Origin of the sequence: Streptosporangium sandarakinum (assembly GCF_013409935.1) — a bacterium.
Lineage (GTDB): Bacteria > Actinomycetota > Actinomycetes > Streptosporangiales > Streptosporangiaceae > Streptosporangium > Streptosporangium nondiastaticum.
In genome coordinates this window covers 1174191-1198992 of sequence record NZ_JACCCO010000001.1, presented here as the reverse complement: position 1 = coordinate 1198992, position 24802 = coordinate 1174191, and the positions used below count along the sequence as shown (strand labels likewise).

Sequence of the window (24802 nt, the reverse complement as noted above, 5' to 3'; positions counted from 1 at the left end):
CGGCCCCGCTCATGCGGTGAGAAGCCGGGGCTCGATGCGGAGCTCTTTGACCCCTCCGGCGCCGTCGTGCTCGACCCGGTAGGCGTAGCCCTTCGGGGAGACGGTGACGGCCTGGATGAACTCGGTGCCGACGTAGTGCAGCCCGACGCCCTCGTCGGCGGCGTAGCCGCCCGGCAGCTCGCCCGAGGCCACCGACCCGTGCAGCAGCTCGCGGCGCTGCGGGTCGGAGTCGTAGTGCACGCCGCAGGAGTAGGGGAGCAGCCCGAGGCCGTCGGCCCACACCCGGAGCTCGGGGCCGAAGGAGTCGGTGTTGCCGCCCACGTGCCAGCACAGCGCCCCGGCGCTCTGCCCGGACAGCACCACGCCCGCCCGCCACGCCTCGGCGAACGCGTCGTCCAGGCCGTGCAGCCGCCACAGCGCCGCGAGGTTGGCCACGCTGCCGCCGCTGACGTAGATGGCGTCCTGGCTGAGGATCCACTCGCGCGGGTCGGCGACGTTGGGCATCGGGAACACGGTCAGGTGGCTGACCTCGACGTCCCAGTCGCGGAACGCGCCGTACATCTTCAGCAGCCAGTCGGCGTCGTCACCCGTGGCGGTGGCCAGCAGGCCCAGCCTGGGGCGGTCCTGCCCGGTCAGGTCGAGGGCGTAGCGCAGCAGAGGGCTCGCCTCGATGAACCCGTGACGCTCGGTCTGGCGGAAGGAGCCGCCCCCGATGGCGAGGATGTGCGACTGCCCGGACCTGCCCATATGTTGATCTCCCGGTGACTTCGGCGGAAACGGACCCTGGCGAAACGGACCCTAGAGTACGGCGGCGAGTGCGTCGTCGAGACGGATATGCCGGAACGAGTACCCCGCCTCCAGCAGCCGCCGCGGCAGCACCCGCTGGCCGATCAGCACGCCCTCCTCGGCGAACTCGCCGAGGACCGCGCGCAACATGAAGCCGGGTACGGCCACCGGCATCGTCGGCCGGTGCACGGCCCGCCCGAGCGCCCTGGTGAACCGCTCGTTGGTCACCGGTTCCGGCGCGGTGAGGTTGACCGGCCCCGACATCTCCGGGTCGTTCAGAATGTACCGCACGGCCCCCACCCAGTCGTCGAGGGAGATCCACGACATGTACTGCCGGCCCGACCCCAGCGGGGCGCCCGTCCCGGCCCGGAAGAGGGGCAGGATCCTGGTCAGCAGGCCACCGTCGCGGCTCAGCACCAGCCCGGTGCGCAGCAGCGCCACCCGGACGCCCGCCTCTGCGGCGGGCCGGGTCGCGGCCTCCCAGGGCACCACCACGTCCCGGGCGAGGAAGCCGGAGCCCGCCGGGGACGTCTCGTCCACCTCACGGTCGCCGGTGTCGCCGTAGAAGCCGGTCGCCGAGGCCGACAGCAGCGCCGGCCCGGCCGGCAGCCCCGCCAGGGCCCTGGCGACGGTCGCGGTCCCCTCCACCCGGCTGCGGACGATCTCGCGCTTGTACTCCTCGTTCCAGCGCCGGTCGCCGATGCCCGCCCCGGCGAGGTGGACCACGGCGCGGGCGCCCTCCAGCACGGCCGGGTCGAGAGTCCCCTCCGCCGGGTCCCAGAACGCCTCGTCCGGGCCCTGCGGCGCCCGCCGTACGAGCCTGACCACCCGTGTGCCGTCGGCCCGCAGGGACCGGACCAGGGCGGATCCCAGCAGGCCGGACGAGCCGGTCACGATGATCGTCATACCGTCCAATGTAATCGACCTCCCCTCCGGTCTTCGGAAGGCGGAGGCCGCCGGATTCACCCGGGCGCCGCCGTACCGGAACCCGGGGACGGCGGGCACGCGGCGCCGTGGCGGCGACCGGGGATTCCGGGGCAGCCGGGCGCGGCCGTACCGGAACCCGGGCCGCCGGGGTCCCGGGAGAAACGGACCGGGCCGGTCCGCGTGACGCGGACCGGCCCGGAACGGGGAACCGGAGTGACTAGGCGTTCAGGCCCAGCTGGTTCTCGAAGCGGCCCTCCTCCAGGCGACGCTTGATCGTCGTCAGGAAGCGGGCGGCGTCGGCGCCGTCGACCAGGCGGTGGTCGTAGCTGAGCGCGAGGTACACCATCGAGCGGACGGCGATGACCTCGCCCTCGGGGGTGTCCACGACGACCGGGCGCTTGACGACCGCGCCGGTGCCCAGCATGCCGACCTGCGGCTGGTTGAGGATCGGCGTGTCGAACAGCGCGCCGCGGCTGCCGGTGTTGGTCAGCGTGAACGTGCCGCCGGTCAGCTCGTCCGGGCTCACCTTGTTGGTGCGGGTGCGCTCGGCCAGGTCGGCGATCTTGCGGGCCAGGCCCGCGATGTTGAGGTCACCGGCGTCCTTGATCACCGGGACGATCAGGCCGCGCTCGGTGTCGGTCGCGAAGGCCAGGTGCTCGGCGTCGAAGTAGGTGACCTCGTTGGTCTCGCTGTTGATCGTGGCGTTCAGCTTCGGGTGCTGCTTGAGCGCCTCGATGGTGGCGAGGGCGAAGAACGGCATGAACGACAGCTTGACGCCCTCGCGCCGCTGGAACTCGGCCTTCGCCTGGTCGCGCAGCCGCGCGATCTTGGTGACGTCGACCTCGACCACGGTGGTGAGCTGGGCCGAGACCTGCAGCGACTCCACCATGCGCTTGGCGATGGTCTGACGCAGCCGCGACATCTTCTCGGTGCGGCCGCGCAGCGTGGTGTCCACCGCGACCGGCTCGGGAGCCGGGGCGGCGGCCTGCGGGGCCTGCTGCGCCTGCGGGGCGGCGGCCTGCGGGGCGGGAGCCTGGACCTGCTCGCGCTGGTTGCGGGCGGCCTCCAGGACGTCCTGCTTGCGGATGCGGCCGCCGACGCCGGTGCCGTTCAGCGTCTCCAGGTCGACGTTGTGCTCGCTGGCGAGCTTGCGCACCAGCGGCGTGACGTAGGGGCTCTCGCCGGCCGGAGCCTGCGGGGCCTGCTGCTGCGGGGCGGGCGCCTGCTGCGGAGCCGGGGCCTGCGGCGCGGGGGCCGGGGCCGGGGCGGGAGCCTGGACCTGCGGCTGCGGGGCCGGGGCGGGCGCCTGCGGGGCGGGCTGCGGGATCGACGAGATCGGCTGGGCCGGCTCGGGCTCGGGCTCGGGCTGCGGCTCCGGCTCGGGGGCCGGGGCGGCCTCCTGGGCCGGGGCCGCGGCGGCCGTGCCGCCCTCGTCGATGATCGCCAGCTCGGCGCCGACCTCGACGGTCTCGTCCTCACCGACGACGATCTTGGTGAGGACGCCCGACGCCGGGGAGGGGATCTCGGTGTCGACCTTGTCGGTCGAGACTTCGAGGAGCGGCTCGTCGGCCTCGACGCGCTCGCCTTCCTTCTTCAGCCAGCGGGTGACGGTGCCCTCGGTGACGCTCTCGCCGAGCTGGGGCATCTGTACGGACTTCGGCATTGGTGTCTTCTCTCGTGCTTTCCGAGTGAGGGCCGGTGGTTAGTTGTGGACGTGCAGCGGCTTGCCGGCCAGGGCCAGCATGGCCTCGCCGACGGCCTCGGACTGGGTGGGATGGGCGTGGATCAGCTGCGCGACCTCGGAGGGCAGGGCCTCCCAGTTGTAGATCAGCTGACCCTCGGTCACCAGCTCGCCGACGCGGCGGCCGACCATGTGCACGCCGAGCACCGGGCCGTCCTTCTCGCTGATGACCTTGACCGCGCCCTGCGTCTGCAGGATCTGGCTCTTGGGGTTGCCCGCCAGGTCGTAGGTGAACTCCACGATCTCGTGGCCGCGCTCCCGGGCCTGGGCGGAGGTGATGCCGACCGAGGCGACCTCGGGGTCGGAGTAGGTGATCCGCGGCACGCCGTCGTAGTCGATCGGCACCGGGTTCAGCCCGGCGATGTGCTCGGCCACCAGGATGCCCTCGGCGAAACCGGCGTGGGCGAGCTGCAGGGTGGGGATCAGGTCGCCCACCGCGTAGACGCCCGGGACACTGGTCTGGCAGTACTCGTTCACCACGACGGTGCCGCGCTCGATCGCGATCCCGGCCTCCTCGAAGCCCATGCCGGAGGAGACGGCGCCGCGGCCGACGGCGACGAGCAGCAGTTCGGCGTCGAGGGTCTTGCCGCCGGCGAGCGTGACGACCACGCCGGTGTCGGTCGTCTTGACGCTCTCGAAGAAGACGCCCAGCTCCTGCTTGATGCCGCGGCGGCGGAAGGCCCGCTCCAGCAGCTTGGAGCTGGACTCCTCCTCCAGGGGCAGCAGGTGCGGCAGCGCCTCGACGATCGTCACCTCGGCGCCGAAGGAACGCCAGACGCTGGCGAACTCCACGCCGATGACGCCGCCGCCCAGGACGACCACCGAGCTCGGAACGCGGTCCAGCTTGAGGGCGTGCTCGCTGGTGATGACCCGCTCGCCGTCGATCTCCAGGCCGGGCAGCGTCCGGGGCGCCGAGCCGGTGGCCAGCACGATGTTGCGGCCCTCGTAGACCTCCGAGCCGACGGCCACGCGGTTCGGGCCCACCAGGCGGCCCTCACCCTCGATGATCGTGATGCCCTTGCTCTTGAGCAGGCCCTGCACGCCCTTCCAGGCGCGGTTGACGATCTTGTCCTTGAACGCGTGGACGCCGTTCATGTCGATGCCCTCGAAACGGGCCCGGACGCCGAACGCCGCGCTCTCCCGGGTCTCGTCGGCCACTTCCGCCGAGTGCAGGAGGGTCTTGGTGGGGATGCACCCCCGGTGCAGGCAGGTGCCGCCGATCTTGTCCTTCTCGATCAGCGCGACGCTCTTGCCCAGCTCGGCGGCCCGCAGAGCGCAGGCATACCCCCCGCTGCCGCCCCCCAGGACGACGATGTCGTAGGGGCCGCTGCCATCAGCCACAGGAAAGCTCCTTGTCGGATCGAAATACCGTCTTCACGGTCGTGCCCGGCCCGCCCCGCGAACGGCGCGGGTGCGCCGCACGCGTCCGCCCCGCGGGGTGCGGACCGCCGCTCGCGCCGGGACCCGGCCCGTCGGCCGGGCCCCGGCGACCGCATCTTTTCATTTGTCCGCCCCGCGCGCCGCCCGCTCGCGGGCACCGTCCGGGGCGGTGTGCCGGTCAGCCCGCGTAGCGCTCGGCTATGCCCACGAGGGTCCGGGTGATCGCCCCGGTGCCGCCCTTGGGGGTGTAGCCGTGCGGCTCGCCCTTGTTGAAGGCGGGACCGGCCATGTCGATGTGCGCCCAGCTCACCCCGGCGGGCACGAACTCCCGCAGGAAGATGGCCGCGGTCAGCATCCCGCCGAAGCGCTCGGGGTGCAGGTTGGCGATGTCGGCGACGGGGGAGTCCAGGCCCTTGCGGAGCTCCTCCGGCAGGGGCATGCCCCAGGCGGCCTCGCCCTGCTCGCCGGCGACCTCGACGACGGTCTCGCGCAGCGCGTCGTCGTTGGCCATGACGCCGGCCGTACGCCAGCCGAGCGCCACGATCTGGGCGCCGGTGAGCGTGGCGACGTCCACGATCACGTCGGGCTCGTCCTCGGCGGCGCGGGCGATGCCGTCGATCAGGACCAGGCGGCCCTCGGCGTCGGTGTCGAGGACCTCGACGGTCTTGCCGGCGTAGCTGGTGAAGACGTCGGAGGGGCGCTGCGCGGTGCCGCTCGGCATGTTCTCCGCGAGGCACAGGTAGCCGACCGCGTTGACCTTCAGGCCGAGCCTGGCGATCGCGACGAGCGCGCCGAAGACCGCGCCCGCGCCGCCCATGTCGGACTTCATCCAGTCCATCGAGGCGGTGGGCTTGAGGGACAGGCCGCCGGAGTCGAAGGTGATGCCTTTGCCGACGAAGGCGACCCGCTTGGTGGCCTCGGGGTGGCGGTAGGCGAGGCGGACCAGGCGCGGCGGGTTGGCCGAGCCCTGGCCGACGGCGACGATGCCGCCGAACCCGGCCTCCTTGAGCTCCTTCTCGTCGAGGACCTCCACCGACAGGCCCGCCTGCGAGCCGGTCTCCTGGGCGATCTCGGCGAAGCGGGCCGGCCACAGGTCGGAGGGCGGGGTGTTGACCAGGTCGCGGACGAGGGAGACCGACTCGGCCACGGTGACGGCGCGGTCGACCGCGGCCTGGGCGTCCTCGGCGCGGCTCAGCACGGTCAGCTCGCCGACCGGGGCGGTCGGCGCGTCGCCGGTGCGGTACCTGTCGAAGGAGTAGGCGCCGAGCAGGGCGCCCAGCGCGACGGCCCCGGTCCGCCCGGCGTCGGCGGCGGGCAGGGCGACCGCGGCCCGGGCGGTCCCGGCCAGCGCGCGGGTCGCGGCACCCGCGGCGCGGCGCAGCACCTCGGGGTCGTGGTCGCCCTCGGGGGCGTCGCCGAGACCGGCGACGACCAGGAGGGGGGCGCTCAGCGCGCCGAAGGTCGGAACCTTCGCGATCTCGCCCGCCTTGCCCTTGACGCCCATGGCGCCGAGGGTCGCGGCCAGCCGGCCGCCGAGCGCGTCGTCGAGGCCCTCGGCCCCCGGAGCGGGGACGGGACCGTCGGGGCTGCTGTGGACGCCGACGACCAGGGCATCGGTATCAAACGAGACAGCGTTGTCAGTTGAGTTCAGCCGCACAGTGGTCACGTCGCCCGATGCTAGTCGTGCTTGGGGCCAACCCGTAAACGCGGGTTCGTCCTACGAATCGGTGAGTCCCCGGATGAAACCATTTTTATTAGCACCATCAAGAGCATGGTGCTACTGTAACTAGCACCATGCTGCTCACTTTGGACTTGAACGATCCCCGTCCCCTGCACGATCAGGTGGCCGGGTCGATCCGGCGGGCCATCGCCGAGGGCTCCTACGCCCCGGGCGACCGGCTCCCGCCCGCCCGTGACCTGGCGGGCGCGCTCGGGATCAACGTCAACACGGTGCTGCGGGCGCTGCGCGAGCTGCGGGACGAGGGCCTGCTGGAGTTCCGCCGCGGGCGCGGCGTCAGCGTGCTCAGCAGGCCCGACGCGCGCGCGGCGCTGCAGGAGGCGGCGCGCGAGCTGCTCGCCGAGGCCGACCGGTACGGCTACGGCCCCGAAGAGGTCATCCACATCATCCGGGAGCTGTCGTGAGCCGGCCCCCGTGGTGGCGCCCCTCCCGCCGGGCCGCGCCCGGCCCTCACCCGACCCCCATCTGACCGAGGAGACGCCATGACCTTCCGAAACCCCGGCAGGGGCGACATCCCGGCCGGCGCAGGCCGTACCGGCTCCGCAGCCGGGCGGTCCGGCGTCCCCGTCCGGGGCCGCCGGACCGCCCTCACCGTCGCGGCCGTCTGGGGCACGCTCGTCTGCGCGGCCCTGATCGCCGCTCCCCTCGCGCTGCGCGACCGCCTGCCCGACCCCCTCGCCACGCACTGGAAATCGGCCGGTCCCGACAGCGCGATGTCCTTCGGCGCGGGCCTCGCGCCGAGCCTGGTCGTCTGGGGCGTCGCCTGGGTGTTCCTGCTCGTCTCGGCCGCCCACGGCGAGGTGCTGAACCGCCGGGGCGGACGGGCGGGCTGGTGGGGCTTCCTGGTCGGCGGGTCGGTGTTCGCCCTGGGCGTCTCGGGCTCCATCCTCCTCGCCAACCTCGACGTCGCCGACTGGCGGCAGGCCGCGATGCCCGGCTGGGCGGTCCCCGCCGTGCTCGGCACGGCCGCCGTGACCGGCGCGCTCGCCGGCTACCTCGGCCGGGGCGAGCCCGACCGGCCGGTCGAACCCGGGGACGCGCCGGCCATGCGGCTGCGGCCAGGGCAGCGGGCGGTCTGGGCCGGCCGCGCCACCAACCGCTGGCTGCTGTGGCTGTCGGCCGCGATGCTGCTGGCCGGTGCGGTCTCCGGCGCGTTCCTCGTCCTGGGGGCGCCGGTCGGGGAGACCGTCTGGGCCGCCATGCTGCCGCTGCTGCCCCTGGCGGTGATCGTGTCCCTGATAAGCGATGTCCGCGTCCGCGTCGGCCCGGACGGGCTGCGCGTCGGCTTCGGCCCGCTCTCCTGGCCCGCGTTCCGGGTCCCCACCGGAAAGATCGCGTGGGCCACGGCGGAGCGGCGCAGCCCCATCGAGGTCGGCGGCTGGGGCCTGCGGGGCCTGCCCGGCACCGGGCGGCTCGCCGTCATGGTGCGCGGCGGCGAATGCCTGGTCGTCCGGCGGGCCGGCGGCGGTGAGCTCGTCGTCTCCGTCGACGACGCCGACCGCGCCGCGGCCCTGCTGAACGCCTACGCCGCCGAGGAGGCCGCCGCGTGACCCACCCGGACGGCCCGATCCCCCCAGCCCCCGAAGTCACGAAAGGCGACGTCATGCCACGCAGATCCGCCGGCCTCCCGCTGTTCCTGCTCGTCACGTTCGCCCTGTCCTGGCTGGCCGCGCTGCCCGTCTGGCTGGCCGACGCCCCCATAGGCTCCCCGCTGTTCACGGTCGTCGGCATCGTGCTGATGTTCACCCCCACCTTCGGGGTCCTGGCCGTGTGGCTGTACGGCAGGAGCCGCGGGGAACCCGGGACCTCCCCGCGCGAGTGGGCCCGCCGCACCGGGCTGACCCTCGGCGAGCGCCGGGGCCGCACCCTCGGGCTGGTCGCGACGGCCTGGCTCGGCGTTCCCGTCCTCACCATCATGGCGATCGCGCTGAGCGCCGCCCTCGGGCTGCTCTCCGTCGACCTGGACGGCCTCAGCCTGTTCCGCCAGAGCCTCCTCCGCGCGGGCCAGGGGCAGGCCGCGCAGCCCGACCTCACGATCATGGCCCTCATCCAGGGCGTCACGGTCTTCCTGATCGCCCCGCTGATCAACTCGATCGCGGCCTTCGGCGAGGAGTGGGGCTGGCGCGGCTGGCTCCTGCCCAGGCTCATGCCGCTGGGCACCTGGCGGGCGCTGCTGGCCTCGGGGGTGATCTGGGGCGCCTGGCACGCCCCGCTCACCCTGCGCGGCTACAACTATCCCGAGCTCGGCGCGTGGGCCGCGCCCATGTTCGTCATCTTCTGCGTGGCCTTCGGCTCCCTGCTCGGCTGGCTCCGCCTGCGTTCCGGCAGCGTCTGGCCCGCGGTCGTCGGCCACGGGGCGCTGAACGCCTCGGCCGGTCTCGTCGTGCTGGTCGGCGACGCCGCCGCGTCGCCCGACCTGGTCGTCGCCGGGATCACCGGCCTGGTCGGCTCGGCACTGATCGCCGTGCTGACCGCCGCGCTTTTCCGGCTCCGCCCGGTCACCGCGCCCGACCTGGTCGCCGTCTGAACGACGGTCAGCCCGCGACCGCCGCGCACACCAGCAGCGCGGCGGTCGCCGCGACCTCCACGAGCGCGCCGAGCACGTCACCGGTGACCCCGCCCAGCCGCCGCACGGCCCTGCGCCGCAGCGCCCAGGCGGCGAGGAGCCCGGCGAGCACGGCCGGCGCGAACCACCCCCACGGCACGGCGTACGGCCCACGCCACGCCACGCCGTACGCCAGGGCCGTCACCCCGGCGAGCACCGGCGCGGTCACCGCCAGCGCGGCGCCGCGCCGTACGGTGCCCGCGACCGTCGCGCCGAGCCCGTCCCGGCGGGCCGGCGGGACGGACGGCAGGCAGGCCCAGGTGAGCGCCAGCCTCCCCGCCGCGCAGGCCGTCACCAGTGCGACCGGCCCCAGCCCCGCCGAGGCCGCCTCCTCCAGCGCCGCGACCTGGAGCAGCAGCGTGAGGACCAGCGTCACGACGCCGAACGGGCCGATGTCGGACCGCTTCATGATCTCCAGCGCGCGGTCCGCGGGCCTGCCGCTGCCCAGGCCGTCGGCCAGATCGGCCAGGCCGTCCAGGTGCAGGCCCCGGGTCAGCAGCGCCAGGGAGCCCACGGCCATCACCGACGCCGGGAGCGGCGAGACCCCCGCCCACAGCGCCGCCGCGAGCACGGCGGCGCCGATCGCCCCGAGCAGCGCGCCCACGAACGGCGCGGCCGTCATCGCGACCCCGGCGGCCCGGCGGTCGACCACCACCGGCGACCGGACCGGCAGGACGCTCAGCGTGCCGACGGCCAGGCGGAGCCCGTCCGCGAACGTGGACGGGCGGGGCGAGGAGGGGCCTGCGGACATGACCGCCGATCGTAGCCGCCCGTCATCCGCCGTCCGGCGACCGCGGGGTCAGACGGGCAGGGGGAGGAGGCGGCCGGCCACCACGAGGGCCACCTCCTCCGACTCCAGGGCCAGCCGCTGGTTCAGCCGGCCGAGGACGTCGCGGAACATCCGGCCGCCGGCCGTGGCGGGCACCACGCCCAGGCCGGTCTCGTCGGAGACGGCCACCACCCGGCGGCGGGTCTCCCGCCAGGCGGCGACCAGCTCGTCGCACCGGGCGGAGACCGCCCCCAGGCCGCCCACGCCGCCCATGCCGTCCGTGTGGTCCTTGTCCTGGTTCTCGTCCCGCGCGCCGTCCGGGCCGTCCGGGCCGCTCTCGTCGTTCGTGCGGTCCGGGTTCTCCGGGTCGCCCGGCCAGGCGCCGTTCTCGTCGAAGACCGCGGCCACCCAGGTGCCGAGCCCGTCGACGAGCAGAGGCGGCCCCGGAGTCCGCAGCAGGCCGGCGAGGTCGATCGTCTCGGCCGTGCCCCAGTGGGCCGGCCGGCGGTCGCGGTGGGCCCGCACGCGGCGGGCCCACTCGGCGTCGCCGTCGCCGGACGGCCCGGTCGCCACGTAGAGGACCTCGGGTTCGGCCGCCAGCCGCAGCTCGGCCTCGGCCGACTTGCCCGACCGTGCCCCGCCCAGCAGCAGGGTCCGCGGCGGCCGCGGAGCGCGGGCGGGCGCGGGCCCGGCGAGGTCGAGGACCGTCCCGTCCGGTACGGCCAGCACCCCCCACAACGCGGCCCGCCGGGCGAGCTCGGCCTCCGTCGGCACCCGGTGGTCCACGTCCACGGCCACCACGCGCGTCCGCTCGTCCACCACCCCCCGCCGCCGCATGTCCCCGAGTCGTTCCGGCCGGTCCAGCACGTCCATCAGCACCAGGTCGCAGGCGTCCCCGCGCCCGCCGTCCGGGGCCGCCGAGGGGCCGGAGACCGGCGCGGAGGGCGAGAGGGACGACGGGGACGACGGCGGCGAGACGGGCGAGGCCGTCGTGTCGAGGATCCGGCCGCCGCCGGGAGTGACGAGGACGAGGCCGTCGGCGGTGGCCGAGACCCGGTGCCCCGGCGGAGGCGGGTCGCCGGCCGCGAGCGGGAGCCGTACGGCGCCGGCGGCTCCGAGGGCGGATCCGGGAGCCGTTCCGGAGGCGGGTCCGGGGGCCGGGGCGTGGGAGGGGGCGCCCGCGGCGGAGCCGGTCAGGGGGAAGGACGCCTCGGTGACGACGACCTCGGTGGGGCGGCGGTGGCCGGGGGAGAGACGGGCGCACGAGGCGCACCCGCAGCCCGGGACGGGCCACCCTCCGCCGCGCGCCGTACCGGAGATCAGGACTTTCACCGCCCCAGCGTACGGGCGCGGCCCCGCGATCATGCCGGGGGACGACCGGCGAGGTAGGGTTCGCTGAGCGGTCGGAGGGCGCCGGCGGCATCGGCGGAAGGAGCGCGGGACATGGCGTGGTACTGGCGTTACGAGGACGCGAACGGCGATCCGGTGACCGTGGAGGCCGTGCCGTCCGAGGCGTTCACCAGTCAGGCGGACGCGGAGTCGTGGCTCGGCGAGACGTGGCGCGAGCTGCTGGAGGCGGGCGTCGAGAGCGTCAGCCTCCTGGAGGGCGACCGGGTGGAGTACGCGAGGATGTCGCTGCGCCCGGCCTGAGACGCGGCGGCCCGAGGTGGCGAGGCCGGGGCGTGCGTCCCGGGTTCCGGCGGCGAACCGGAGTCGTCGAGCGGGAATCCGGTGAGGGGCCCCGGCCCCCGGGCCGGTGGCCGTGGCGGCCGCGCCGGGCCGCCACGGCCCATGGTCCCGCGGTGTGCGCGGCGACCGCGGTGACCGCGGTGACTACGGGCGCTTCGCGGGGCTGACGGTCTTGGCCGGGTCCCGCTCGACGATCGGGTCGAGGATGCCGTCGATCTTCTTGAGCACCTCGGCGTCCAGCTTCACACCCGACGCCTTGACGTTGTCACGCACCTGCTCGGGCTTGGTCGCGCCGATGATGGCGGAGGCCACGTTCTGGTTCTGCAGCACCCACGCCACCGCGAGCTGGGCCATGCTCAGTCCCAGGTCGGCGGCGATCGGCTTCAGCTCCTGGACGCGGGTGAGCACGTCGTCGGTCAGCATGCGGGAGATGAAGTTGCCGCCGCTCGCGTCGGTGGCCCGGGAGCCGGCCGGCGGCGGCTGGCCCGGAAGATACTTGCCGGTGAGCACGCCCTGCGCGATCGGCGACCAGACGACCTGGCTGAGGCCCTCCTTCTCGCAGAGGGGGACGACCTCGGACTCGATGACCCGCCACAGCATCGAGTACTGGGGCTGGTTGGAGACCAGGCGGTCGAAGCCCATCTCGTCGGCGATCTTCAGGGCCCGGCCGATCTGCTCGGCGGTCCACTCGCTGACGCCGACGTAGAGGACCTTGCCCTGCCGTACGAGGTCGTCGAAGGTCTTGAGGGTCTCCTCGAGCGGCGTCTCGTTGTCGAAGCGGTGGGCCTGGTACAGGTCCACGTAGTCGGTCTGCAGGCGGCGCAGCGAGCCGTGGATGGACTCGGTGATGTGCTTGCGGGACAGACCACGGTCGTTCGGGCCGGGACCGGTGGGCCAGAAGACCTTGGTGAAGATCTCCAGGGACTCGCGGCGGACGCCCTTCAGGGCGCGGCCCAGAACCTCCTCCGCCTTGGTGCCGGCGTAGACGTCGGCGGTGTCGAAAGTGGTGATCCCCTCGTCGAGCGCCGCCTGGACGCACGCCTTGGCGGCGTCCTCCTCGACCTGGGAACCATGGGTGATCCAGTTGCCGTAGCTGATCTCGCTGACCATGAGACCGCTGCGGCCGAGATGCCGAAATTCCATACGCCGACCCTAGTAGGTGCCATCCGGCCGACCGATTCGGGATACTCTGCCCGGCGTGCTGCGCTTGATCACTTCTCGATGGGTACGGCTCGGCCTCGCGGCCGCCGCCGCGGCGGTGATCGTCGTGGTGATCATGCGCCTGCGGGGCCGTCCGGCCGCTCCCGCCGCAGGTCCGCGACCGGTCTCAGCTCCCGCGCCCGTCTCCCCGCCCGCGCCGGGACCCGGGCCGAAGTCCGAGGGGCGGTGGCCGCCCGTCCCGATCCTCGGCGTCCCCACCGCCGACGTCCTGAGGCACTACGAGTCCAGGACCCGCCTGCCCCGCTTCCTGACCGCGGAACGGCCGCCGCGACGCCCCCTCGACGGCCCGGCCCGGCGCCGCCTGACCCGCTGGGGCGCCGTGGCCGCGGCGCTGGTCCTGCTGGCCGCCGGAGCGCAGGCCCTGGAGAGCGGGGTCTTCTCCGGGGGAGCCGGGGCCAGGGCGGTGCACGCGGAGAAGGACCGTGCCCAGGACGTGCCGGACTGCGAGCCCGGCTGGGGCGGCGTCGTCACCTGCACGACCCTGGAGGAGTCGTCCGCGGACTCCTTTGAGAACCCGGGCGGGCTGGAAGACGACCCGGCGGCCCGCGCCGAGGCGACGGGAGACCCGTACCCCGCGGAGACCGGCTCCCCGGACGGTCAGGGCGAGTCGGCCGGGCCGTACGGGAACTCCGGGGTCCCCGACGCCGACTGCCGTCCCGGGACCGCCCGGCCCCGCGTGCGGGCCGTACCGCCCCGGGTCACCCGGGCGGTGAACCGGCAGTGGACGCGGATCGAGCGGTGGCTGCGGAAGAACGCGCCGAAGACCTACGAGACCCTCGCCGGACCCGGCCGGGCCCGGACCATCGCGGTCGCCGAGGCGCAGATGGGCCTGCGCTTCCCCAACGATCTGCGTGCCTCCCTGCTGCGGCACGACGGCACGGTCGCGGCGGGGCGGGCCTGGCCGTTCGGGCCGCTGGACAACGGGCTCATGAGCGTGCGCGGGATCCGCGACACCTGGCGCATGCTGTGCGGGATCGACGACACCGACGACACCGCGGATCCGTCGGACCCGCGGTCGGAGTGGTGGGACGGGCGGATGATCCCGTTCGGCGCCGACGGCAGCGGAGACCACCTGGTGGCCGACTCACTGATCCGCGACATCGGGGAGCACGACCACGAGGGGAGTCTGGGCTTCGAGCCCGGAGGCGTCCCGGTCCGCTCCTACTACGCGCTGCTGAAGGCCACGGCCGACGCCCTGGAGACGGGCGGGACCGTCGGGTACTGGAAGCCCCTGGCGGCCGACGGCGAGCTCCGCTGGGACGTGCAGGACAGCTGAGGCGGCGGTCGGGCGGCGCTACGGCGCGGCGGCGCCGTAGCGGACCCGCCCGGAGCACGGGTACGGCGCGGGCACCGGGCAGGAACGCGTCGGCCCCGCCCTCCGGAAAGGAGGACGGGGCCACGGGCACCGGCCTTCGAGGGCCGCCGTCCGCCCGCTGTCTCTTCGGGCCGTTACTTCTTCGGCGGGACGGGCCTGCCGCCGGGCAGGAGGGTGGGCGGCGGGAAGCGCAGCTTGCGGATCTGCAGCCCCCGCATGGCGGCGTAGAAGCCGACGCCCCGGACGTTCTCGCCGGGGAACTTCTCCGCCGCGAGCTTCTTGACCCGCCAGGCCACCCAGACCGAGGCCAGCACCACGCCGACCATCATGACCGGCCAGCCGATCGTGACGACGGCGATGTTGACGGCGGTGCGGAAGTCCTGGTCGGGGAAGGGGATCCAGGTGATCAGCAGGACCACCACCATGAACGGCAGGAAGTACTGGCTGACGAGGCGACGGGAGTCGACCCAGTCGCGGGCGAACTTGCGGACCGGGCCCTGGTCGCGGGCCGGGAGGTAACGCTCCTCGCCGCGCATCATGCCCTCGCGGGCCCTGACGCGCTCCTTGGCCTGGCGTTCGCGGAGCTGGCGGTAGGCCTCTTTGCGGTCCTTGGGGGCGGTCACCGGCTGGCGGCGGCGGCCCTCGGCGTCGCGGCGCTTGGGTGTGGGACGCCCCTTGCCCGCAGGTTTAGGATCGGGAGCGGAGGCGGGGGAGTCGTCCGCGGTGGTCTGGGTACGTCGGAACACATCGCCAGCCTACCGGGACTGCAACTTAGTGACGCCCCCGTACGTTATGCGTAGGGTGAACCTAGGTGGATTCCGGTTGTTCTCCCAGGGGGCCGGAGATCACCCGGGTGGCCCGAAGCGCATTTGAAGAAGGGGACGGCCGACGCGCATGAGCGTGATGAAGAGACTTTCCATGATCTTCAGGTCCAAGGCGAACAACGCCTTGGACAAGATGGAGGATCCACGCGAGACCCTCGACTACTCCTACCAGCGGCAGTTGGAGTTGTTGCAGAAGGTGCGCAGGGGGGTCGCCGACGTTGCGACCTCGCGTAAGCGGGTGGAGCTGCAGATCAACCAGCTGGAGGCCCAGTCCCGCAAGCTTGAGGACCAGGGCCGCAAGGCGCTCAGCGTGGGCCGCGAGGACCTGGCGCGCGAGGCGCTGACCCGCCGCGGGGCCCTCCAGACGCAGATCGCCGACCTGCGGGTCCAGCACGACAACCTCCAGGGCGAGGAGGAGAAGCTCACCACGGCCTCCCACCGCCTCCAGGCCAAGGTCGACTCCTTCCGCACCCGCAAGGAGACCATCAAGGCCACCTACACCGCCGCCGAGGCGCAGACGCGGATCAACGAGGCGTTCTCCGGCATCTCCGAGGAGATGGGCGACGTCGGCCTGGCGATCCAGCGGGCCGAGGACAAGACCGCCTCGATGCAGGCCCGCGCGGGCGCGATCGACGAGCTGCTCGCCAGCGGCGCGCTCGACGACTTCAGCGGCCAGCGCGGCGACGACATCCAGGCCGAGCTCGACCGCATGGGCGGCGGCCGCGACGTGGAGCTGGAGCTCGCCCGGATGAAGGCCGAGCTGGGACAGGGCCCGGCGCCCCAGGGCGCGATCGAGTCCGGCCCGGCGCAGCAGGGTCACGCCCCCTCCTACCAGCAGGCGCCGCAGCAGTACCAGCAGGCGCCCCAGCAGCCGCAGCCGCACGCGCAGCCGACCCAGGAGTACGGCCAGCCGGGGGAGGGCCGGTGATCGTCCGCATCATGGGTGAGGGGCAGGTCCAGATCGCCCCGGAGGACCTCGACGTCCTCAACGCGCTCGACGGCCGGCTGGAGGCCGCGATCGAGTCCGGTGACGAGGGAGCCTTCCGGGGCTGCCTGCACGACCTGCTCGACAAGATCCGCCACGTGGGCAGGCCGCTGCCGGACGACAGTCTGGAGTCCTCCGAGCTGATTTTGCCTCCGGCCGACGCTTCCATGGACGAAGTACGGGAGATGCTCGGGGATGAGGGGCTGATTCCCGGCTAGTTTGTCCATATGACGGCAGCTCGCGATCGATTTGTCAAAGATCGGGGTCTGACCAGGCGCATGGTCCTGACCATGTTCCTGCTCGGGCTGCTGTACGTCGTGTTCGTGGGCGTGCTGATCTCCCTGGGCGTCCGGGCGGTCGTGGTGCTGCTCATCGCGGGCGGCATCCTGCTGGTGCAGTTCTTCGCCTCCGACCGCATCGCCCTGTTCGCCATGCACGGGCGGGTGGTCGAACCGAGCGAGGCCCCCGCCCTGCACGCCCTGGTCGACCGCCTGTGCGCGCTGGCCGACATGCCGAAGCCGCGGGTGGCGATCGCCGATTCGGACGTCCCGAACGCGTTCGCCACCGGCCGTAACCAGCGCACCTCGGTGGTCTGCGTGACGACCGGCCTGATGCGCCGGCTGGACGAGCCGGAGCTGGAGGGCGTCCTCGCCCACGAGATGTCCCACGTGGCCCACCGGGACGTCGCCGTCATGACGATCGCCTCCTTCCTCGGGGTTGTCGCCGGGCTGATGACCCGGGTGGCCCTCTACAGCGGCCTGGGCGGGCGGGCCCGCGACGACCGGGGCGGCCCGCCGGTCGGGCTGATCATCCTGCTGGTGTCGGTCGTGGTGTACGCGGTCAGCTTCCTGCTGATCCGCGCCCTGTCGCGCTACCGCGAGCTGGCGGCCGACCGGGCCGGCGCGCTGCTGACCGGCCGCCCCTCGACGCTGGCGAGCGCGCTCACCAAGATCAGCGGGGACATGGCCCGCATCCCGACCCGCGACCTGCGCGAGGCCGAGCCGTTCAACGCCTTCTTCTTCGCCCCCGCGGTGTCGGGGCGCACGGCCATGGCCGCGCTGCTGGCCACCCACCCGCCGCTGGAGCGGCGGCTGGAGCAGCTCGCCAGGATCTCCGCCGACCTGGGCCGGGGGGTGTGACGCGGTGAAGCGGTGGTGGGACGCGATGCTGGGCCGTACCGAGCCGGCGCAGCCGGACCTGGACGCGCTGTTCGCGCTGCCGTCGGCGGCGGTGACGTTGCAGGCGGCGACCGGGCTGGCGCCGACCGGGCACGGGTCGGTCTGCTTCCGCTCCGCCGAGGGCGAGGCGTTCAACCGGCTGCAGGAGGAGGTCGTGGACCTGCTCGCCGCCGGGAACGGCCCGGCGGTCGAGGAGACGCAGGACCCCTACGGCTACACCTGGCTGTTCATGCGCCATTCGCCCGACCGGCTCGGCGAGCTGGTCACCGACCTGCACGCGGTCAACTCCTCGCTGGAGTCGGCGGGGTTCGGTCCGTCCCTGCTGTGCTCGCTGGTCTGCTTCTCCGCCCCGACCGGCCGCGGCCTGGCGCTGGTCTACCTGTACAAGCGCGGCACCTTCTACCCGTTCGCCCCCCTGTCGGGGCAGCACCGCGACGGCGCACTGGAACTCCAGGTGCGCGCCGCGCTGGGGGACGAGCTGCCCGTCGAGCCCGACCTCGACCGCTGGTTCCCCCTCTGGGGCGCGCCGGGCCTTTAGCGGCCTCGCGACGCGCCGGGTCTTGACGGTACGGCGCCCTGGGCCCTCAGCGGTGTCGCGACGCCCCGGGGCTTCGGCGGTGTCGTGGCGCGCCGGCCCGGAGGCGGGAACACGCCGTAATCTGCTCTTCAAGACATGACAGGGCGCGCGGGCGGCTCCCCGGCGGGCCCGCCGCCCCGTGGTGCCATGACCCCATGATCAAGGTATTTCACGCCCTGGCCGCCGCCGCGGCGGCGGCCGCGATCGCCACGGCGGGCATGTGCGGCACGGCCCTGGCCGGCACCGATCCCGGCGTCGGCCCCGCCGTCGGAGCGGCGCGGGCGGCGGCGGACGACTACCCGCCGAAGGTCACGGTCATGGGGGAGGGCGAGCTGCTCGTCACCCCTGACATCATGCGGCTCAACGCCGGCGTCGAGGTGCGCACCGACACGCCGGGACAGGCCTTCTCCCAGGCCCGCCAGGCCGCCGCCAGGCTGACCCAGGCGCTGCTCGACGCGGGCATCGCTCCCAAGGACCTGCGGACCACCGAGCTCTCCCTCGCCCCGGTGTACGACGACTACCCGAAGATCGCCGGATACCGGGCGGCGCAGGGCGTCGAGGTCGTGGTGCGCGACCTCGACAACGCCGACAAGGCGGTGGACACGGTCGTCTCCGTCGGGCCCGAGGCCCGGCTGAACGGCGTCTCCTTCGAGCTCTCCGACAACAACGCCGCGCTGCGGGCCGCCCGGGACCTGGCGTTCGCCGACGCCAAGGCCCGCGCCCAGCAGTACGCGAGGCTGGCCGGCGGCACGCTCGGCGACGTCCTGACGATCAGGGAGCAGGACGTCACACCGCCGCGACCCATCATGTTCGCCGCCGCCGGGATCGCCGACCGCAGCTCGATCAGCCCGGGCCAGCAGAACATCTCGGTGCACGTCCAGGTGGTCTACTCGATGATGGTTTGACGTCCTCCCCGCCCTGAAGGACGGAGATTCTCCCCTGCCAGGCCGCCGAGAACGCGGGCGGCTTGGAGTGGGTTCCTGCTTCGCCGGGTCGTGCCACCGCAAGCGGTGGTCTCACCGTCCCTCCACAGGCGTTTCGCCTGTCCGCCCGTCCGGCGGCCAGGATGTTGATCGCCGCGTTGACGTCCCGGTCGTGGACCATGCCATATGGGCAGGTCCACGACCGGACGGAAAGCGGCATCTTGTCCTGCAAGGTCCCGCATGCCGAGCAGAGCTTCGACGACGGGAACCAGCAGTCGATCTTGGCGAAGGTGCGGCCGTATCGGGCGGCCTTGTACTCCAGCATGGCCGTGAACTGCGACCAGCCCGCGTCGTGGACGCTTTTGGCCAGCCTCGTGCGCGCCAGGCCCCTTACCGACAGGTTCTCCACGTACACCGCTTGGTTGTCGCGAATGATGCTCGCAGAGAGCTTGTGGGCGAAGTCTCCGCGCGCGTCGGCCACCCGGGCGTGCGCCCGCGCGACCTTGGCAATGGCCTTCTTGCGATTGTCCGACCCCTTCACCGTGCGGCTGAGGGCCTGCTGGGCTTTGCGCAGGCGGCGCTCCGTCCGGCGCAGGAAGCGCGGGTTGTCCACCTTCGAGCCGTCGGAGGTGACCGCGAAGTGCGTCAGTCCCAGGTCGATGCCCACCTCGGCCACCGTTTCCGGTAGCGGCTCGTCGGCCGTCTCGACCACGAACGACGCGAAGTACCTGCCTGCCGCGTCCTTGATGACCGTGACGCTGGACGGCTCCGACGGTAGGGTCCGCGACCAGCGCACCGGCATGTCCCCGATCTTCGGCAGGCGCAGCCTCCCGCCCGTCGTGATCGAGAATCGGGCGTTGCGGGTGAACCGGATGGCCTGCCGGTTGTCCTTGCGCGACCGGAACCGGGGCGGGGCGACCTTCGGGCCCTTCCGCTTCCCGGCGGCCGAGGTGAAGAAATTCCGGTAGGCGGTGTTCAGATCGGCGAGCGCCTGCTGAAGCAGGACGGCCGACACCTCACCGAGCCAGGCGCGTTCCGGCGTCTTCTTCGCCTCGGTGATGACCCGCTTGGACAACTCCCCGTCGGAGACGTACGGCAGGCCCGCCTCGCGGGCTTCCTGCCGCAGGCGCAGCCCGTCGTCGAACACCACGCGGGCGCACCCGAACGCCTTGGCCAGCGCCTGGCGCCGGGCGGCGTCCGGGGAGAGCCGGTACCGGTAACGCAGCCGCACGGCCATCATCGTGCCATCCGGCCATGACCGGGCGTAGGGGATCCGGGCGATCCGTGAACACACCGGCGACCGCGCCGACGCCGCCCACCACCCCGGCGAGCACACCATCGCCGAACGCGGGCGGCCGGCCCTTCACCGCCCTGGTGCCCTACACCTGGTGAGCCGAGCGGCAAGGCCGGGAAGGTCAGGACACGCCCGCGCCCTGGCGGGCACTCCCGCGCGGGCCTTCACCTCCGGCCTGAAGACCGGAGCACCGGCCCGCATCTCGGTAGCCGTCCGACCCCGGCCGCCCGGGAAGTGGCCGGCCGGGACCTTCGCCGGGCGCCGGCCCCGACGGCTCCCTGACGGCCCCGGGGCCGTCAGGGCAGCGCGAGCATCCGGTCGAGGGCGACCTTCGCCCAGTGCGCGGTGTCGTCATCGACCGTGATCTGGTTGACGACCTGCCCGGCGGCGAGGGACTCCAGCGCCCACACCAGGTGCGGCAGGTCGATCCGGTTCATCGTCGAGCAGTAGCAGACGGTCCGGTCGAGGAACGTGACGTTCTTGTCGGGGAACATCCGGGCGAGCCTCTTCACCAGGTTCAGCTCGGTGCCCACGGCCCAGGAGGAGCCCGCCGGCGCCCGCCGCAGCGTCTCGATGATGTACTCGGTGGAGCCGATGTGGTCGGCCTTGGTGACCACCTCGTGGCGGCACTCGGGGTGGACCAGCACGTTGACGCCGGGGATGCGTTCCCGGACGTCGTCGACGCACTCCGCGCTGAAGCGGCCGTGCACCGAGCAGTGCCCCTTCCACAGGATCATCTTGGCGTTCTCCAGCTGCCCGGCGGTCAGCCCGCCGTTCGGCCGGTGCGGGTTGTAGACGACGCAGTCGTCCAGGGACAGGCCCATCTCCAGCACCGCGGTGTTGCGCCCCAGGTGCTGGTCGGGCAGGAACAGCACCTTCTCGCCGCGGGAGAAGGCCCAGTCGAGGGCGCGCCGGGCGTTGGAGGAGGTGCAGACGGCGCCGCCGTTGCGCCCGCAGAACGCCTTGATGTCGGCGCTGGAGTTCATGTAGGTGACCGGGACGGTGACGTCGGCGATCCCGGCGTCCTGCAGCGCCTCCCAGCACTCCTCGACCTGGTCGAAGGTGGCCATGTCGGCCATGGAGCAGCCGGCGGCGAGGTCGGGCAGGACGACCCTCTGCGCGTCGGAGGTGAGGATGTCGGCCGACTCGGCCATGAAGTGGACGCCGCAGAAGACGATGTACTCGGCGTCGGGCCGGGCGGCGGCCTCGCGGGCCAGCTTGAACGAGTCGCCGGTCACGTCGGCGAACTGGATGACCTCGTCGCGCTGGTAGTGGTGGCCCAGCACGAAGACCCGCTCGCCCAGCGCGGCCTTGGCCCGCCGGGCCCGCTCCACCAGCGCCGGGTCGGACGCGGGCGGCAGCTCGCCGGGGCAGTCGACACCGCGCTCGCTGTGCGGGTCGGTTCCCCGGCCGAGGACGAAGAGCGGAAGGCCGGTCTCGGTGGTCGTCACGACCACCACCCCCTTATCGTCGAAGTGACGACTAATGATGACACACGGCCGGGGGTTTTTGTTCCCGGGGGAGTCGATCGGGGCGAACGTCCTGATCGGGGGCGGTCACGGCCGTTCGGACGGGGTGGCGGCGGGAGACCGGAGCCCGCAGGAATGTGTAGGCCCGCGTGGGTGTTGGTAGCGTCTTAGTAGGACGTCAGAAACAGACAACCGTCTCGAACGGGCGGTTGACGCAGACGCGGGAGTCACCACATGTCGGTTGAGAGCAGCGAGACCACGGCGCAGGGCCTGATCCTCAGCGACGCCGCCGCCGCCAAGGTCAAGAGCCTGCTGGAGCAGCAGGGCGAGGAGGGGCTCCAGCTGCGCGTGGCCGTGCAGCCCGGCGGCTGCTCCGGCCTGCGTTACCAGCTCTTCTTCGACGACCGTTCGATGGACGGTGACATCGTCTCCGACTTCAACGGGGTCAGTGTGGTCACCGACCGGATGAGCGCCCCCTATCTCACGGGCGCGACGATCGACTTCGTCGACACGATCGAGAAGCAGGGCTTCACGATCGACAACCCCAACGCCACGGGCTCGTGCGCCTGCGGCGACTCTTTCAACTAGTCGCAATACGATGGCCCCGCCGGGTGAGCTGACTCACCCGGCGGGGCCATCGTGTGTTCGCACGCCTGTAACCGCCCCCCGACCATGTTCCGGATGCCGACAACGAGGAGAAGAACCCCGTGCGCATCGCCGTCACCGGTTCCATCGCGACCGACCACCTGATGACCTTCCCGGGGCGCTTCAGCGACCAGCTGATCGCCGGCCAGCTCGATCGGGTGTCCCTGTCGTTCCTCGTGGACGACCTGCAGATCCGCCGTGGCGGCTGCGCGGCCAACATCGCCTTCGGCATGGGGTGCCTCGGCCTGCGGCCCATCCTCGTCGGCGCGGTCGGCGCCGACTTCGCCGACTACCGGTCCTGGCTGGAGCGGCACGGCGTCGACTGTGATTCCGTGCACACCTCCGAGCTGCACCACACGGCCCGGTTCCTGTGCACCACCGACGACGACCACAACCAGATCGCCTCCTTCTACACCGGCGCGATGGCCGAGGCGCGGCTGATCGAGCTCGGCCCGATCGCCGAGCGGCTCGGCGGCCTCGACCTGGTGCTGGTCGGCCCGAACGACCCCGACGCGATGCTGCGGCACACCGAGGAGGCCCGCCGGCGCGGTATCCCCTTCGCCGCCGACTTCTCCCAGCAGATCGCCCGCATGTCCGGCGACGACATCCGCCCGCTGCTGGACGGCGCCGCCTACCTGTTCAGCAACGACTACGAGAAGGGCATGATCGAGCAGAAGACCGGGCTGTCCGCCGAGGAGGTCCTCGACCGCGTCGAGGTCCGCGTCACCACGCTCGGTCCCAAGGGCGTCGCGATCGAGCGCAGGGGTGAGCCGATCCTGCGCGTCCCGGCCGTCCCCGAGCTGGGCAAGGCCGACCCCACCGGCGTCGGCGACGGCTTCCGCGCCGGGTTCCTGGCCGGCCTGGCCTGGGGCCTGTCCCTGGAGCGCTGCGGCCAGCTCGGCAACCTCACCGCCACCCACGTCCTGGAGCACGTCGGCGGGCAGGAGTACCGCCTCGGCCAGCGGGTCTTCCTCGACCGCTTCGCCGCCGCCTACGGCTCCGAGGCCGCCGACGAGATCTCCCGCCACGTGCGCTGCCACCACCCCTAGGACCCGCTCCGCGGATCGCCCCGCGACGGGCGGGGCGATCCGCGGACGGGACCCGGCGGCTCAGCTCAGTAGTTGCGCCGCACGTGGATGGCCCAGCCGCCCGAGGGGAGCTCGTGGCTGGCCACGTGGTGGTGCGACTTGAGCCGGCACCAGGCCGGGATGTCGGTGAACGCCGCGGGATCGTCGGCGAGGACCGACACGATCGCCTCGCGCGGGACGTCGTTGATCTGCTGGGCGAGCATGATGATCGGGATCGGGCACTTCTTGCCCAGCGCGTCGATGGTCAGCGCCGGGGGCTGCCCGGCCCCCTCCGCGGTCGTCTGGCCGGCCGTCATGTCACTTCACTCCCCGAAGAATGGTCCGTCACGGCTGCATTCCCGCGTCCTCGCGGATCCTCTTCACCATGTCCGGCAGGGCGGCGAGGAAGCGGTCGACGTCCGCCGCGGAGGCTCCCCGGGGCAGCGACACCCGGAGGTTCCCGTGTGTCAGCACCCCCATGGCCTCCAGAACATGCGACGGGCGAAGCGTGCTCGCCGTACACGAACTGCCGGACGACACGGCGAACCCCGCCCTATCCAACTCTGTCAACAGGGCCTCACCGTCCACGTAAAGACACGAAAAGGTGACAATGTGTGGGGCGCGGGCCACGGGGTCGCCGATGACCTCGACGTCCGGCACGGTCCTCGGCACCTCGCTCCTGATCCGGTCCACGAGCGCGGAGAGGCGGGCCGACTCCCGGGCCGCGTCGGCGGCGACGGCCCGCAGCGCGACGGCCGCGGCGATGATCGCCGGCACGTTCTCGAAGCCCGGGACCCGCCGTCGCTCCCGGTCGTCCTCCGGCAGCGGGGAACGCCACCGGACGCCCTTGCGGACCGCCAGCACCCCGACCCCGGCCGGACCGCCCCACTTGTGCGCGCTCGCGGCCAGCACCGACCAGTCGGCGGGCACCGGCGCCCGGCCGACGGTCTGCGCGGCGTCCACCAGCAGCGGCACGCCCGCCTCGGCGCACGCGGCCGCCGCCTCGGCCACCGGCTGCAGGGTGCCCACCTCGTGGTTGGCGCTCTGCAGGCAGGCCAGGGCGGTGCCCTCGGCCCCGGCGGCCGCGCCGAAGGCGGCCGGGTCGACCGCGCCGGCCCGGTTCACGCCGACCGTCTCGACCGTGCCGCCGTCGCGCTCGTGCAGCGCGGCGGCGTGCAGCACCGCCGAGTGCTCCACCGCGGAGACCACCAGGCGGCGGCCCGCCCGGCGGCGGCCCAGAAGCGCGCCGAGCACGCCCAGGTGCACCGCCTGGGTGCCGGAGGCGGTGAAGGAGACCTCGTCGGGCCGGGCGCCGATCACCTCGGCGACCTCGGCGCGCGCCTGTTCCAGTAACATCCTTGCGCGGCGGGCTGGGCCGTACAGCCGAGCCGGGTCGGCCCAGCCGGCGTCGAGTGCCTCGATCAGCGCCTCGCGCGCCTGAGGATGCAACGGTTCGGTGGAGGCCGCGTCGAAGTACGCCATTCCTCAATCGTCGCACCGCGTGGTGGAACCGGGGGCTGCGCGGGGGGGCGAGCCGGGTCCGCGCTAGTGTGTCCTCCAGCGTAAAGCTGTGAACTACGAGTTGTTAATACGAACAAACGACCGCCCAGGAGTGACTTCTGGGCTTCATCTGTGGGGTAGGCGATCCGTGAGTCCGACCCGCCGTTCT

Annotated in this window: 25 protein-coding genes; 12 read left to right on the top strand and 13 right to left on the bottom strand. The window is 73.1% G+C overall.

The window, feature by feature from the left end; genetic code table 11:
* Positions 1 to 9: 9 nt before the first annotated feature.
* The 5 genes from HDA43_RS05200 to HDA43_RS05180 form a co-directional block, all read right to left on the bottom strand.
* A complete protein-coding gene (locus tag HDA43_RS05200; protein WP_179818582.1) occupies positions 10 to 747 on the bottom strand; it encodes a Type 1 glutamine amidotransferase-like domain-containing protein in 738 nt (245 codons plus the stop codon).
* 51 nt (positions 748 to 798) lie between these two features.
* On the bottom strand, positions 799 to 1692 hold the full coding sequence (locus HDA43_RS05195) for a TIGR01777 family oxidoreductase (RefSeq protein ID WP_179818581.1): 894 nt from the start codon (positions 1690 to 1692) through the stop codon (positions 799 to 801).
* Positions 1693 to 1930: 238 nt separating this feature from the next.
* Complete coding sequence (gene sucB, locus HDA43_RS05190; RefSeq protein ID WP_179818580.1) at positions 1931 to 3376, bottom strand: 2-oxoglutarate dehydrogenase, E2 component, dihydrolipoamide succinyltransferase; 1446 nt, start codon at positions 3374 to 3376, stop codon at positions 1931 to 1933.
* 39 nt (positions 3377 to 3415) lie between these two features.
* A complete protein-coding gene (gene lpdA / locus HDA43_RS05185; protein ID WP_179818579.1) occupies positions 3416 to 4795 on the bottom strand; it encodes a dihydrolipoyl dehydrogenase in 1380 nt (459 codons plus the stop codon).
* A gap of 217 nt (positions 4796 to 5012) precedes the next feature.
* Positions 5013 to 6500, bottom strand: a complete 1488-nt coding sequence (locus HDA43_RS05180) for a leucyl aminopeptidase (protein ID WP_179818578.1) — start codon at positions 6498 to 6500, stop codon at positions 5013 to 5015.
* A 128-nt stretch (positions 6501 to 6628) separates the two neighbouring features.
* Between HDA43_RS05180 and HDA43_RS05175 the strand changes: the two genes are divergently transcribed.
* From HDA43_RS05175 to HDA43_RS05165, 3 genes are all read left to right on the top strand, one after another.
* Positions 6629 to 6976: a GntR family transcriptional regulator gene (locus tag HDA43_RS05175; protein ID WP_179818577.1), complete on the top strand. Its 348-nt coding sequence runs from the start codon at positions 6629 to 6631 to the stop codon at positions 6974 to 6976.
* A 78-nt stretch (positions 6977 to 7054) separates the two neighbouring features.
* Positions 7055 to 8122 (top strand): DUF1648 domain-containing protein, encoded by a 1068-nt coding sequence (locus HDA43_RS05170; protein ID WP_179818576.1) that lies wholly within the window; start codon positions 7055 to 7057, stop codon positions 8120 to 8122.
* A gap of 53 nt (positions 8123 to 8175) precedes the next feature.
* The gene (locus HDA43_RS05165) at positions 8176 to 9099 is read left to right on the top strand and encodes a CPBP family intramembrane glutamic endopeptidase (protein WP_179818575.1); all 924 of its coding nucleotides are present in this window, start codon (positions 8176 to 8178) and stop codon (positions 9097 to 9099) included.
* Between the two features lie 7 nt (positions 9100 to 9106).
* Here HDA43_RS05165 and HDA43_RS05160 read toward each other — a convergent pair whose 3' ends face one another.
* Both HDA43_RS05160 and HDA43_RS05155 read right to left on the bottom strand, forming a co-directional pair.
* The gene (locus tag HDA43_RS05160) at positions 9107 to 9928 is read right to left on the bottom strand and encodes an adenosylcobinamide-GDP ribazoletransferase (RefSeq protein WP_179818574.1); all 822 of its coding nucleotides are present in this window, start codon (positions 9926 to 9928) and stop codon (positions 9107 to 9109) included.
* A gap of 48 nt (positions 9929 to 9976) precedes the next feature.
* The gene (locus HDA43_RS05155; protein ID WP_312873021.1) at positions 9977 to 11278 is read right to left on the bottom strand and encodes a bifunctional adenosylcobinamide kinase/adenosylcobinamide-phosphate guanylyltransferase; all 1302 of its coding nucleotides are present in this window, start codon (positions 11276 to 11278) and stop codon (positions 9977 to 9979) included.
* 111 nt (positions 11279 to 11389) lie between these two features.
* Between HDA43_RS05155 and HDA43_RS05150 the strand changes: the two genes are divergently transcribed.
* Positions 11390 to 11596: a hypothetical protein gene (locus HDA43_RS05150; RefSeq protein ID WP_179818572.1), complete on the top strand. Its 207-nt coding sequence runs from the start codon at positions 11390 to 11392 to the stop codon at positions 11594 to 11596.
* Between the two features lie 183 nt (positions 11597 to 11779).
* Here HDA43_RS05150 and HDA43_RS05145 read toward each other — a convergent pair whose 3' ends face one another.
* Positions 11780 to 12778, bottom strand: coding sequence for an aldo/keto reductase family protein (locus HDA43_RS05145; protein WP_179818571.1), 999 nt, complete (start codon positions 12776 to 12778; stop codon positions 11780 to 11782).
* A 55-nt stretch (positions 12779 to 12833) separates the two neighbouring features.
* Here HDA43_RS05145 and HDA43_RS05140 point away from each other — a divergent pair, with 55 nt between their 5' ends.
* Entirely contained in the window at positions 12834 to 14132 is a 1299-nt protein-coding gene (locus HDA43_RS05140; RefSeq protein ID WP_179818570.1) for an SMI1/KNR4 family protein, read from the top strand.
* Between the two features lie 173 nt (positions 14133 to 14305).
* Here the strand turns inward: HDA43_RS05140 and HDA43_RS05135 are convergent, their stop codons facing one another.
* Positions 14306 to 14917, bottom strand: coding sequence for a DUF3043 domain-containing protein (locus HDA43_RS05135; RefSeq protein WP_179818569.1), 612 nt, complete (start codon positions 14915 to 14917; stop codon positions 14306 to 14308).
* Between the two features lie 148 nt (positions 14918 to 15065).
* Between HDA43_RS05135 and HDA43_RS05130 the strand changes: the two genes are divergently transcribed.
* The 5 genes from HDA43_RS05130 (at position 15066) to HDA43_RS05110 (ending at position 18640) form a co-directional block, all read left to right on the top strand.
* Positions 15066 to 15923 carry a PspA/IM30 family protein gene (locus tag HDA43_RS05130; RefSeq protein ID WP_281395018.1) on the top strand — a complete coding sequence of 286 codons (858 nt, stop codon included), beginning with the start codon at positions 15066 to 15068 and terminating at the stop codon, positions 15921 to 15923.
* A complete protein-coding gene (pspAA, locus tag HDA43_RS05125) occupies positions 15920 to 16198 on the top strand; it encodes a PspA-associated protein PspAA (protein ID WP_179818567.1) in 279 nt (92 codons plus the stop codon). The genes HDA43_RS05130 and pspAA overlap by 4 nt, the downstream gene beginning before the upstream one ends.
* 9 nt (positions 16199 to 16207) lie before the next feature.
* Positions 16208 to 17119: a zinc metalloprotease HtpX gene (htpX, locus tag HDA43_RS05120; protein WP_179818566.1), complete on the top strand. Its 912-nt coding sequence runs from the start codon at positions 16208 to 16210 to the stop codon at positions 17117 to 17119.
* Between the two features lie 4 nt (positions 17120 to 17123).
* Complete coding sequence (pspAB, locus tag HDA43_RS05115; protein WP_376770454.1) at positions 17124 to 17696, top strand: PspA-associated protein PspAB; 573 nt, start codon at positions 17124 to 17126, stop codon at positions 17694 to 17696.
* 194 nt (positions 17697 to 17890) lie between these two features.
* Positions 17891 to 18640 (top strand): SIMPL domain-containing protein, encoded by a 750-nt coding sequence (locus tag HDA43_RS05110; protein ID WP_179818565.1) that lies wholly within the window; start codon positions 17891 to 17893, stop codon positions 18638 to 18640.
* Here the strand turns inward: HDA43_RS05110 and HDA43_RS05105 are convergent.
* The gene (locus tag HDA43_RS05105) at positions 18579 to 19889 is read right to left on the bottom strand and encodes an RNA-guided endonuclease InsQ/TnpB family protein (RefSeq protein ID WP_179818564.1); all 1311 of its coding nucleotides are present in this window, start codon (positions 19887 to 19889) and stop codon (positions 18579 to 18581) included. The two genes, HDA43_RS05110 and HDA43_RS05105, sit on opposite strands and share 62 nt — an antisense overlap.
* 359 nt (positions 19890 to 20248) lie before the next feature.
* On the bottom strand, positions 20249 to 21403 hold the full coding sequence (nadA, locus tag HDA43_RS05100) for a quinolinate synthase NadA (protein WP_179818563.1): 1155 nt from the start codon (positions 21401 to 21403) through the stop codon (positions 20249 to 20251).
* A 252-nt stretch (positions 21404 to 21655) separates the two neighbouring features.
* On the opposite strand from nadA, the gene erpA reads away from it, so the two are divergent.
* Together erpA and HDA43_RS05090 are read left to right on the top strand one after the other, a co-directional pair.
* On the top strand, positions 21656 to 22009 hold the full coding sequence (gene erpA, locus HDA43_RS05095) for an iron-sulfur cluster insertion protein ErpA (RefSeq protein WP_179818562.1): 354 nt from the start codon (positions 21656 to 21658) through the stop codon (positions 22007 to 22009).
* A 119-nt stretch (positions 22010 to 22128) separates the two neighbouring features.
* Positions 22129 to 23115: a carbohydrate kinase family protein gene (locus HDA43_RS05090; protein ID WP_179818561.1), complete on the top strand. Its 987-nt coding sequence runs from the start codon at positions 22129 to 22131 to the stop codon at positions 23113 to 23115.
* A gap of 65 nt (positions 23116 to 23180) precedes the next feature.
* Here the strand turns inward: HDA43_RS05090 and HDA43_RS05085 are convergent, their stop codons facing one another.
* On the bottom strand, positions 23181 to 23450 hold the full coding sequence (locus tag HDA43_RS05085) for a sulfurtransferase TusA family protein (RefSeq protein WP_179818560.1): 270 nt from the start codon (positions 23448 to 23450) through the stop codon (positions 23181 to 23183).
* Between the two features lie 28 nt (positions 23451 to 23478).
* Entirely contained in the window at positions 23479 to 24615 is a 1137-nt protein-coding gene (locus tag HDA43_RS05080) for a cysteine desulfurase family protein (RefSeq protein ID WP_179818559.1), read from the bottom strand.
* Positions 24616 to 24802: the final 187 nt, after the last annotated feature.